The following is a 7490-nucleotide window of genomic DNA, read 5'->3' on the forward strand; positions in this document are numbered from 1 at the left end:
AACAACTATATATCAAATTAATAGCTACTTTTATGTAATCGATTACATCTTTAATCAAAAATTAATATGATATGAAAAAAATATTACTTTATTTATCCTTATGTCTAGTGGGGCTACAATTGAATGCACAGGCAGTAACTATAACAGAGTCGTCGGGTTGGTTAGAATCGGCTTTTGTAGAGTGGTTACCTGAAGATGGAGTAGATAGCTACAATGTTTATTATACAGGAGGTGGACTAACGGATCAAATCATTGATACACAGCTTATCCGTAGTTATGGTAGTTACTATCGAGCAGACGTATTAGGTTTATCTACAGGTGATTACATACTTAAGGTTGTTCCTGTTATCGCAAATATTGAAGGTCCAGCTGCGGTATCAAACAGTGTTACCGTTACTGCTCACGACAGAAATGGTTTTGCACATAGCAATGGTCATGTTCCTGGTGCTTATAATCTCGATGGTACACTTAAAGCGAATGCTGTTGTAATTTATATAACGGAAAACTCAAAAAACACAATATCGTTGAATGTTATAGGTGCTACAACAAATCCATGTGTAGGACTTCAAACCATTTTAGATGGCTTTAAAAAAGGGGATGATGATCGTCCATTGGCCGTTCGATTGATAGGCAACATTACTGATTTAGATTATATGTTAAATGGAGATGTTGTTATTGAAAATGAAAATAATAACAACGGCTCTATAACTTTTGAAGGGGTAGGCAACGACGCACTTGTAAATGGTTGGGGACTGCGCATTAAAAGAGGAACAAATATAGAGGTTCGAAATCTTGGTTTTATGCTTACCAATGCAAATGAAGGTGATAATATAGGTCTACAACAAGACAATGAATATGTTTGGGTTCATAATTGTGATTTATTTTATGGAGCTGCAGGTGGTGATGCTGACCAAGTAAAAGGGGATGGTGCATTGGACTGTAAAAGATCTACATATGTTACAATGTCTTATAATCATTTTTGGGATACCGGAAAAAGTAATTTGTTGGGTTTAAGTGAAAATACTACTACGGAATTATATATTACATATCACCATAATTGGTATGACCATTCAGATTCTCGTCATCCACGAGTTCGATTTTATTCGGCTCATGTTTACAATAACTATTTTGATGGAAATGCAAAATATGGCTCTGGTTCTACTGAAGGTTCTTCCTTGTTTTTAGAAGGGAATTTTTTTCGTAATTGTAAATATCCTATGCTGACATCGCAACAAGGAACAGATATCTTTAACGGATCTAATGGAACTTTTTCTGGTGAAGATGGAGGAGTAATAAAAGCATTTAATAATGATATGAGCGGAGAAACACGATTTGTAGCTTATGATGCTGTAAATTATCCTACTCAATTTGATGCTTATGTAGCAACAACACGTGATGAAAATATTGAAAGTAACATTTCATCTTTTCAAGGAGGCAATACTTATAATAATTTTGATACAGACCCATCACTATATATAAATTCTTTAACAGTTGATAGTCCTATTGTAGCAAAAAATAATGTGATACAGTATTCAGGAAGATTGAGTGGTGGAGATATAAATTGGACTTTTGATGCTCCTGATGATGATACCTCCTATGCTATAAATACTGGACTATTAGGCCTTTTAACTTCCTATACATCGAATTTAGTGTCGATTCAAGGTGATACTTTAGGTACGGGAAGTACACAGACTTTAACCGTTCCAGATAATAATGACCAATCAGTTGATAGTGGAAATGCTATTGAAGATATGATTTTTACTTGGGGAGGAGATGCTACCGATGTTTCTGTAATAGGATTACCTGCTTCGGGTATTGTATATACTAAAAACACAATTGCGCAAACTATAACTGTATCAGGAACTCCCACATCGAATGTAAATTTTTCAATTACGACTAATGGCTCAGCTGGTTCATCAGTAACAGCTTCTGGAAGTGTATCAATTAATGGCCTTCCCAATGGAGATGAAATACACAATTTTACAGCGTCTGGTCTAAATAGTGGTTTTTATTCATTTACGGGGGCAAATATGAATTCATATCCAGGAAGTACAATTTATGATGGTTTAATATTAACAGAAAGGCTGAAGATTGAGTCGTCTACAAATATTTCTTACACAACAACTTCTATTTCAACTTTAACATTGGTATTTGATCCTGCTTTTAGTGGAAACATAAAACTTGATGGTGTTACATATTCTGCGACTGATGGAGTTCTCACCTTAACAAATATTCCTTCAGGAAATCATAGTATTACAAAAGGAAATGTCGCCAATTTATATTACATTAAAAGTGAATTTGCGCTAGGTATTGAAGATCTTTCGCCACTACAAAAATTGAAAGTTTATCCCAACCCAATCGCAAATTTGTTGAATATTTACTTACCTAATTCTACAATAGAAAAGATAACTATATATAACATTATAGGAACAGTAATACAAACTATTAAAAAGGATTTAAGAGTTGTTGATTTGACTAATTTAGAAAGTGGAAGTTATTTTATAACACTTAAGACAAATAGAGGAGTAGTAACTAAAAAGTTTTTAAAAAAATAAGTTTTTTCTAAGACTTAAAGAAATCGATACTTCTTCATTTTAAAGCATAAAAAAGCAGTAGGAGGTTTTACGTTCTACTGCTTTTGTTTTAGAAAAAGGATGAATTTCTTAATCTATTATTGCACTAATAATTTAACGGATTTCTGGCCTTCTAAAGTTGTAACTCTAGCGAAATATAAACCTGAATTAAAACTAAAATCAAGATCAGTATTTGTGTTTACTGTCTTTACCAAAGCACCTGTAATGCTATAGATATTAACCTCCGTGTTAGAAGTTACATTAGAGATGTAAATTCTATCATTAGCTGATTTTACACTTGTATTTATAGCTGTATCAATATTATTAATGCTTAGCACATCTGCTCCTGCTCCTGTTACTTCAATTTTATAAAGGTTAAAAGAATTTGAATCATAAATATAAATGTTTCCACCAGTACCAGTATAACTAGCTGTTATGGTTTCTGGATCACCATTACCTACAGCTTGAAAAGAATTCAATAAAGTAGTGCCGTCTGATATATAAAGAATACGTTCAGTATCACTGCTACTACCAGATCTAAACCAAATTTTTACATCAACGGGTCCAGATACAGGAAAATACATATAGCTATAACTTGGTAGAAAATCAACTGGTGCAGAACCTCCGTTAAATTTAAAACGGTTAATTGATGTATATTCATCAGGCGTACCAGTATCCCAAGTAGCTCCACCTGCATTTTCAATTTGACCAAATTTATCACCACTACTATCTCCCACTAAAAAGAGATTATCTTTCTCTATTGTAGCACTTTCAGCTGCGTTAAAAGCAACTACAGGCCACAATGCAATTTGTTCAGGACTCGTGTAAGTTGGATCCCCCCCAAAATCCCAAACTTTAGTTTGAGCTTGTAAAGTAGCCACAAAAAGCAACATTGGTAAAACCAATAAAAGTAATTTTTTTTTCATGTTGTAAATATTTTAAGGTTAGATTATTACGTAATTGTAATCGATTACAAATTTAAAGATTTTTTTAAAATAAAATAAGTATTTATTAAAAAAGTATTAAAAAAGATCATCTGTTTGACAGATGATCTTTGTACTTAGTTGTTTTTAGACTAATATCGATAATGAGAAATCAATTTTACCACTTTAATTCCGTCATTAGCCTGTATTTTAACAATCCATATACCACCGGCAATATCAATAGAAGTATCACTCACAGTATCTAGGTTAGCAACTAAAGCTCCAGTTATGTTGTAAACCTCAATATGTGTTTTTGATGTTATATTAGAAAAGTGAAGCTTTTGACCATAAGCTTTAATTATAACAGATGATTCTAAATTATCATAATCATTTACCGAAAGCAATTCCGGAAACGGATCCCAATCATCCGCTCCTTTAGTAAAGTTAAAAGTATTAATAGCTGTGCCATCGGTTAAAGTAGGACTAACCAGTACTGTTGACCATGGTGTGCGTGTTTCTGAATTATCAACACCAGAAGCATTTTCAATAGTCCCATATTCGTACATCATTGAAGATTCTCCTCCAAGAGAGCTAGTCCAGCCTTCAGGTGATATTAAAGACAATCCTTCTGAACCAGGGTAAGTAGATTCATCTATCGTTGTATTATAAAATACAACCTCACTTGTATTTGGTGCCCATGGACGACCAAAGTAGCCAGGCTTAGAACCATAAGTTGAAGCCGTTTCAACTCCTGGAATAGGAGACTTAACATTACACTCATACATTAAAAAGCCTCTTTCTGTAGTTTGTTGTGCTGCAGTAATATATGCGGCATCACTACTGTGATCACTTGTGTTTAATACAAAATTGGATTGATAAAATACAGCTGTCATACCTCCAAAAATATAATCAACGGCTCCCATCATATCTCCTTTATAAATAGCTACTCTTGCACCTTCAGCTCCGTAAAAAGAATCTTGACGGCCAATAACTCTACATTGGTCTAAAATAACTCTGTCTGCACTGGCAGCAATACCAATCGCAGCAGCTTGTGTAACATAGCCGGCTGATCGATCCTGTACAGCTGTATTACCAAAATTAGTTGGTCTTGTTGGCTCACTTGCAGCTTTTGCTTTAACTATGTCTTGAGACTCCTTTAAAGAGATATACTGATTAAAAGAATTTTCTAAAATGATGTCTTCTATTGTAACATTTTGAGCAGTAATCACAACGGTCGCATTCCAATAAGAAGAACCTCCTCCTGTTCCTTCTTGATTTATGTAATCGGTATGTCCATTTTCTGTATTCACAGCTAAAACTTCAGCATTCCATTTGTTATTAGTTCCTTGACTATAGAAATTATATTTCTGTCCGTAGTAAGAAGTAACTCTCACTGCGTTGGCATCAATATCTACACCTGCATTGAATATAGCAATACTTGGATTTGAAGCTGCATTTTTTAAGGTTACATTATTGCTATTAATAACTAACATTTCTTCATAATTCCCTGGGTCAATCATAACTGTTACTGGTTCGTCATTAGGACGATCCATTCGAGAAATTGCATCTAAAGCACCGTTTATAGTTTGATAATCTTTATTTACACCAACTGTTAACGTTGAACTATAAGCTTCAATTGCTACGACTTGAAATGATACAAAATATGAAGTTGAATTAACAGCTATATTAACCACACCATCTGTTGCCCCTAGATATACGTATTCATATACCACATTTGTACTCGTACTATTAGAGGTATTAGTTACTGCTGGACCTCCTTCAACAGAATAATCCGAAGCGTAATAATCGGTAATAATTACCTTATCGCCAACAGAAACAGGAATAGCGATTGTAGATCCTGAGCTTGCATTTAAATCTCCATTAGTTCCTCTAACATTAATACTTCCTGTAAATAAGAGCCCTTCGTATGCTGAAGCAGCATTGATAACTCGATCATTAAATGTCCATTCAGTAATTGGGTTAAAAGTTAAATCTTTTGAAGTATCTGAACCCAGAACATTTAGATTTGAAGTTAATGCTAACCTTACTGGATAAGCATCAATGCCATCGTAAGAAACTGTATAGATTCCGTCGCGTAATGCTACTGTTGTGATATCGGTAAAACTATACGAATAACCTTCTTCGTTATTGTTTGTAAATGTTAGGTTTAATTCATTTTGTTGTGTTCCATCTAATCCATTAGCATTGATAACTACATTGTATAAAGGTTTTGCAGAAAAAACAACGTCTGCTATTTCGTCAGCTGTACCAATGGTAATTGTATTTGCTAAAATTTCATAATCATTTACCCCTTCTGCAGTTATTGTGTATTCAATTCCTGCTTCAATATCTACACTGTAAGTAGAGGAAATTTCGTCTATTGTAACAATAGGATTGTAAACTGTTCCTGCTCCAGCATCTGGTGTGTATTGTAATGTAACATCTGTTAGGTCTGTTAACCCAGTAATATTACCACTAACGTTATAAATATCTACTTGTGCTACCACAACATCATAAGTTGTTGTTTCTTCAGTTGCATCTAAACTCAATCCATTAGTTATTATATAGCCATTGGCATCACCTAGGCTAAGATTATAAGTATACTCTGTTGGTAAATCGATTGTGTAAGTTGCACTAGAAACCACTGCTGGAAATGCTTTACCAGCTTCATTGGTAAACACTATAGAGTATCCACTAGGAATACCAGCAGCAAATGTTTCGTCAACTGTTCCGCTTAATGTTAGATATTGCGCCTCTTTTCTTAGTATTCTGTAGTAACTTGGTTTATCAACTTCATCAAAGATATGATACTCACCAGCTTCTTTTGCTACGAAATTAACCGTTTGAAGGTCACCACCTACAGCAACTACATCATCTTGTATTGCAGGGTCTGCAGTATATTGAAAATGAACATTTCCTGTACCAGATTGTGTTAGCATCATTACAGTAACTTCATCATCTTCATTTAGAGTTAAACTCATATAACGCCCTGTTGCGCCTGCCGCATTAACATAAATTCTCCCAGAATGGTCAGCAATACCACTTGTATTTTCATCATAGCGTGTTAAGTTAGTATTTGCGGTTCTTAAGCGATCATTTGTTCCTCCTAACCAAGACAAATCACCTGCTGTCCATGCTGAAGGCATTACATTACCTGAAGTGCCAGGAGTAATAGAACCATCATACCAAGCGTTGATATCTGTTTCTGTCAACATATTGTTATACAGAACTTCGTCTAATTGCTCTGCAGCGAAATCCCAGACATCTGTTTTAATAATTGTACTCTCTAGAGATGTTACATCAATAGCTGGAGTATAAGCATTTGATCCACTAAATGTAAAATACAGAGTCGTTGGACCACCGGCATAATTAAATTCATAATATCCAGTTTGGTCAGCCATATTAGGATGTGCATCCATATCGACGTCAATTGTTCCTAATTGATTACCACCAATCGCTGTACCACCATCCATAGTACCAGAACTATATTCTGAGCCATAAAAACGAACAGTACAACTTCCTCCTTCAACATCTATTTCTAAAGAATTACCATCTTGAAAAGCAACACCATAACCACTACTATGCCAGAAACTTGTAGCCGCTTGTGTTCTTATTTTACCATCTGGACTTGTTGTTGAAGTTACAGGATCCCATTGAACTCCTGTGTTTGTAAAAGTTGATTGGTCACCTAAATTGTATGAAGATGTTGGTGATATTACATCAATAGCTGGAGTATAAGCATTACTACCGCTAAAAGTAAAATATAAAGTGGTTGGACTACCTGTATATACAAATTCATAATAACCTGTTTGGTCAACCATGTCAAGATATGCATCCATATCAACGTCCATTGTCCCTAGATCATTAATTCCTATAGATGTACCACCATCCATAGTACCAGAACTATATTCTGAGCCATAAAAACGAACAGTACAACTTCCTCCTTCAACATCTATTTCTAAAGAATTACCATCTTGAAAAGCAACACCATAAT

General features: G+C 34.5%; 3 protein-coding genes. 1 reads left to right on the forward strand and 2 read right to left on the reverse strand.

The window, feature by feature from the left end; translation table 11 throughout:
* Positions 1-71 precede the first annotated feature (71 nt).
* Positions 72-2555 (forward strand): pectate lyase family protein, encoded by a 2484-nt coding sequence (locus tag DFQ10_RS02675; RefSeq protein ID WP_115815877.1) that lies wholly within the window; start codon positions 72-74, stop codon positions 2553-2555.
* Positions 2556-2671: 116 nt separating this feature from the next.
* Here the strand turns inward: DFQ10_RS02675 and DFQ10_RS02680 are convergent, their stop codons facing one another.
* Entirely contained in the window at positions 2672-3499 is an 828-nt protein-coding gene (locus tag DFQ10_RS02680) for a T9SS type A sorting domain-containing protein (RefSeq protein WP_115815878.1), read from the reverse strand.
* A 149-nt stretch (positions 3500-3648) separates the two neighbouring features.
* The coding region (locus tag DFQ10_RS02685; RefSeq protein WP_115815879.1) for a pectinesterase family protein at positions 3649-7490 on the reverse strand (3842 nt) is incomplete at its 5' end.

Source organism: Winogradskyella eximia (assembly GCF_003386165.1).
Lineage (GTDB): Bacteria > Bacteroidota > Bacteroidia > Flavobacteriales > Flavobacteriaceae > Winogradskyella > Winogradskyella eximia.